Source organism: Leisingera sp. F5, assembly GCF_001593695.1.
Window position 1 is genome coordinate 1 of record NZ_LUKH01000200.1, and the last position, 3,911, is coordinate 3,911.

Consider the following 3,911-nt stretch of genomic DNA (forward strand, 5'->3'; position numbering starts at 1 on the left):
GGTCTGGCCGTAGCCCGAGATCGAGCAATAGATCAGGCCGGGCAGATCATCCTTGAGGCTGGCATAATCAAGCCCGTATTTTGCGAGGCCGCCGGGCTTGAAATTCTCGATCAGGATATCGGCCTCTGCCGCCAGGCGGCGGATGGCCTGCTGTCCGTCTTCTGCAGCGATATCAATGGCAACCGAGCGTTTGTTGCGGTTGGCGGCCATGAAATAGGCCGACAGGTCGGATAGATTGCCGTCTGCATCGGTCACATAGGGCGGGCCCCACTGGCGGGTGTCATCGCCGCCGGTCTTTGGGTTTTCCACCTTGATCACGGTGGCGCCGAGGTCACCCAGAAGCTGGGTGCAGGTGGGGCCTGCCAAGATGCGGGAGAGATCCAGCACCTTGACGCCTTTGAGGGCGCCATGGGGAAGAAGATCAGATCCGGCCATCATAGCCTCCGCGCTCGATCACTGCCGAAATGACGGTGAATGTGTTTGCTTTCATCGCGTCCTGCAGGGCGGCGCGCAATTCCGCACGGTTAGTGACCGTCACCCCGTTGCCGCCAAAGGCCTGGCCCATGGCGGCAAAGTCATGCTCTGCGAAATCCACTCCGCCATTGGCGAACTGGCGCTGGCGCTGTTTCAACTCGATCAGGGCAAGGCTGGCATCGGCGAAGACCACGAAGATGGGCGCAACGCCAAGTTCTGCTGTAGTGGAGAGTTCCCCTGCCACCATCAGGAAGCCGGCATCGCCGGAGAAGCTGACAACGGGCCGGTCCGGCTGCGCCAGTTTGCGCCCGATTGCCATCGGCACCGCGCAGCCCATGGTGCAGAGCGCCGAAGACTGGATCAGCCCGCGTGGTTCAGAACACTCCCACATCTGGCTCAGCAGGATCCGGTGTGCGCCGCTGTCGGCAGTGGCAAGGGTCTCCGGCGGCAAGGTGGCGCTGCATTCGGCAATGACGCCCGCCGGACCCCATGCGTCGTCGCGAGAGAAGGCGCCGGCCAGGGCCGCTTTCACGGCGGCGGGGCGGCCATTGGCCCAGGTTTCGCGTGGGGCCGTGTCTTCGGAGAGAGCCGCCAGCGTTGGCGCGATGGCGGTCAGGAAGTTCAGTCCGGCCTGATGCATGTAGTGTGTGTTGGCCTCTGGCGCGATGTCGATCACGTTTTGGGTCTCCACGTCCCAGACATTGCGCCAGCCGGGGCGCATCTCAATCGGGTCATAGCCGATGGAGAGGATAAGATCGGCCTCCCGCACCAGCGGCAGCAGGTGTTTGTCCGCCAGCGGCGAAAGGCCCGTGCCGCCAAGGCACAGCGGGTGATCTTCAGGAATGACCCCCTTGGCCTTGTAGGTGGTGACAAAAGGGACCTGGTGTTTTTCGATGAAGGAACGGATGGCGGCGCTGGCGTTTTCCTGCAGCGCATCCAGGCCGATCACCGCCAGCGGGCGCTCTGCCGCTGTCAGCCAGGACTGCGCCTGCGCCAGGGCTTCGCCGCTTGGCACGGCTGCACTTGCGGGCGCGCGGCGGACGTTCCGGTCCCTGGCCGGCGCATCTGCCACTGAGATCGGCACGTCGATATGCACCGGGCCGTTACGTGCCTCGGTTGCGATGGCAACAGCCTTGTCGGCGATCAGATCGGCAGCTTCGGCGTCTAAACGAAAGGTTGCCTTGGTGATCGGCGTGAATACTGCCCTGTGGTCGAGCACCTGATGGGTATAGCTCTGCTCCTCCGGCGCATCGATGCAGCCGGTCAGAACCAGCATGGGCACCCGGTCCTGATGGGCATTGGCAACCACATTGATGCCGTTCAGCGCGCCGGGGCCAAGGGTTGCAACCAATATGACCGGTGCGCCATCGGCGTGATGCACCCCTTCGCCGATGAATCCTGCGCAGTTTTCATGCTTGGCCAGGTGAAAAGTGATGCCTGCGCGTGTCAGGGCATCCACCAGAGTCAACACCTCGCCGCCAGGCATTCCAAAGGCATGGCGGCAGCCCGCCTCATACAGGCGCCGGGCGAGAACATCGGCAGCGCGAAGGGTCTCTGTCATCTTGTCCGTCCAATCCGTTGATTTGCCGTCAGATTGCCGAGGATGTGCCCGCGTGCAAGCCCTCTCACGCCAGTGTGAGGCGTGTTGCAGCGGAAATCGGCGCATTTCATGCGCTTTCGGGTATTTTAAACCAGAAAGAAGCGGAAGGGGCTATTGCTGAGCCTTTTCAGCGATCTGCGCAAAGCGATTATCAAGCTGGCCTGCCAGAGCTTTCAGCGCTTCACCGCCCTCATCGGTGTAGGGTGCAAAGACATGGGAGGGCAGCTTGTAGGCGAGAGTGGCACTGCCGTTGGCTTCCTCGGTGACATAGATGCGCACGGGGGCTTCGATCATTGCGGCGGTGGATAGCGCCAGGATTTTCACCGCGAAATCATTGTTGAACAACCCGATCACCCGGTTCCCAGGGATGGTGATGCCGCGGGCGGCAGCGGCCTTGGTGGGGCCTGCCTGGGTCACCACTCCCATGCCTTCGGCCTTGGCGGCGGCTTTGACGTCCTTGATCAGCTGCTCATAGGGCTTTGACGTCTCATGCACTGCCCAGCCGTTGCGTGCAGCAATGTTTCCGGCGGATGCGGCAGAGGCTGCCAGAATGAGCGCGGCAGTCAGGCGTTTGAAAAACATGGGGACCCTCCAATGGCTTTACCGGGTTTTTTAAATCACGCGGGCGGGCTGGTTGCTCACAATTGCGTGCATCAGGCGGCAATCCGCCCGTTAGGGCAAAAACCTGCGCGTGCCCCGTTTGGGGCGCGCTCCGCTTGATAACAGCTGTGCGGGTATCATCCTGCGATTCTGCCGCCGCCCTGTTTTGTGACCACCACCACTGAGGGGCGCGGCGGCATTTGAGGGTCGAAATCCGGCCAGCGGGTAGCCGGGTCTTCAAAAGTCGATGCGCGCGCAAACCCCGCCAGCGCCTTGGTGCCGTCAGTGCCGGGATGCTGCACTGCCAGAAACAAAGTCTCGCCGTCCGGTGCAAAACAGGGGCCGCACAGCTCGCCGCCCGCCGGGCAGCGGAAGAACAGTTTGGAGTGACCGCGCAGGCTCCCTTCGGTCTCAACCCCGTACAGCCCGTCCGATTTGCCGGTCTTGCCCCATTTGCTGCCCTGATCGGTCGCGACCCACAGGCGGCCCTCGGCGTCAAAGGCGCAGTTGTCGGGGGAAGCGAACCAGCCGTTGTCAGAGGTTTCCGGATTCCATTCGGCCCCGACGGCGGCAATGCCCGGATCGCCGCATTTCACCAGGATCGACCAGTTGCCGCGGGTCGCTGCATGGTCGCCGCCGTCTTCCTTGATTTCGATGATATGACCGAAGCGCGACTTTGCCCGCGGATTGGCTGCGTCCGTCTCGCCTGCCTTCCGGCGGGCGTTGTTGGTCAGCATGATATAGGCAGTGCCGTCGCCGCGGGGGGCTGCATCCTCGGGGCGGTCCATTGGCGTGGCCCCCAGCGCATCCGCCGCCAGCCGCGCATCGATCAGAACGTCCCCCTGGCTGGCAAAGCCGTTCTCAGCCGTCAAAGGGCCCTCGCCATGGACCAGCGGCAGCCAGTGAACACTGCCGTCCGGGTCAAAACGGGAGGCGTACAGGATGCCGTCGCTGAGCAGCTTTGAATTGGCCGCCGGGTCGTCCGACACAACGCCCTTGGAGACATATTTGTACTGATAATCAAACCGTGCATCATCGCCCATGTAGACCACAAGATGCCCGTCCGTGGAGGTGGTGGTTTCAGCGCCTTCATGGCGGAAGCGGCCAAGCGCAGTGTGCTTCACCGGTGCAGCCTCCGGATTGCGCGGATCGACCTCAACAACCCAGCCGAAGCGGTTGGCCTCATTGGGGTCCTTGTCGATGTTGAACCGGTCGTGGAATTTGCCCCAGGCGTACC

4 protein-coding genes are annotated in these 3,911 nt (G+C 62.8%); all 4 read right to left on the reverse strand.

Annotated features, from left to right (window positions below):
- A partial coding sequence (locus A2I95_RS27235; protein WP_291734944.1) for a CaiB/BaiF CoA-transferase family protein occupies nt 1-435 on the reverse strand: 435 nt, incomplete at its 3' end.
- Nucleotides 422-2,035 (reverse strand): thiamine pyrophosphate-binding protein, encoded by a 1,614-nt coding sequence (locus A2I95_RS27240; RefSeq protein WP_291734937.1) that lies wholly within the window; start codon nt 2,033-2,035, stop codon nt 422-424. The genes A2I95_RS27235 and A2I95_RS27240, both read right to left, overlap by 14 nt.
- A 150-nt stretch (nt 2,036-2,185) precedes the next feature.
- Nucleotides 2,186-2,656: a DUF302 domain-containing protein gene (locus A2I95_RS27245; protein ID WP_259999427.1), complete on the reverse strand. Its 471-nt coding sequence runs from the start codon at nt 2,654-2,656 to the stop codon at nt 2,186-2,188.
- Nucleotides 2,657-2,811: 155 nt separating this feature from the next.
- On the reverse strand, nt 2,812-3,911 hold a 1,100-nt coding region (locus tag A2I95_RS27250; protein WP_291734942.1), incomplete at its 5' end, for an alkaline phosphatase PhoX.

What these genes read in the sequence shown, in the direction of transcription:
- A2I95_RS27245 (WP_259999427.1), bottom strand. Translation starts at nt 2,656, where the DNA reads ATGTTTTTCAAACGCCTGACTGCCGCGCTCATTCTGGCAGCCTCTGCC.
- A2I95_RS27240 (WP_291734937.1), bottom strand. Translation starts at nt 2,035, where the DNA reads ATGACAGAGACCCTTCGCGCTGCCGATGTTCTCGCCCGGCGCCTGTAT.